General features: G+C 72.3%; 1 protein-coding gene. It reads right to left on the bottom strand.

Translation table 11 applies throughout. The features are described from left to right. Positions 1–210 (bottom strand): Nramp family divalent metal transporter (locus tag ABFY07_RS42900; protein ID WP_428837125.1); only part of this gene is annotated, 210 nt, incomplete at its 3' end. Positions 211–538 lie beyond the last annotated feature (328 nt).

The following is a 538-nucleotide window of genomic DNA, read 5'->3' as shown; positions in this document are numbered from 1 at the left end:
CACCCACAGGCCCCGCGAGACGGGCTTGGGGAAGTGCCGGCGGCACTGCTCGGCCAGGTTCTCCCCCGTGGCGAGGCCCAGCTTCGCCGAGAGCGCCTGGATGAGCATGGCCAGCAGGTTCGCCCCGACGATGACCCAGAGCAGCAGGTAGCCGAACTGCGAGCCTGCGGCGACGTTCGTCGCGAAGTTGCCGGGATCGACGTAGGCGATGGCGGCGACGAAGGCCGGTCCGAGGAACGGCAGGGTGCGACGGAAACGGCCCCGGGCCAGAGGTAGTTCCGCGTGCGCTCCAGCCGGGCCAGCTCGGCGAGCGTCCCGGCCGGCAGCCCGTCGATGACGGGCGATCTCTCGTAGGGCCTGCGCGGCCGGGGGAGTCCGGTCCGCACCCTTCCCGGCGGCTTACGCGGCACGGGCCTTTCGGCGGTAGGTCGTCATGCGGGCCAGCCTGGCACGGGCGTGCTCCGGATGCCCGGTCTTTTCTCCCGGGTCCGGAGGACGCACGATCCCGGCTTGACCCTCACGTCGCGTGAGGCCCGAG

It is taken from the genome of Streptomyces sparsogenes subsp. cuspidosporus, assembly GCF_039532705.1.
In the GTDB taxonomy this organism is placed as follows: domain Bacteria; phylum Actinomycetota; class Actinomycetes; order Streptomycetales; family Streptomycetaceae; genus Streptomyces; species Streptomyces sparsogenes.
Note: the sequence above shows the minus strand (reverse complement) of the source record. Positions and strands in the feature narration are given on the sequence as shown.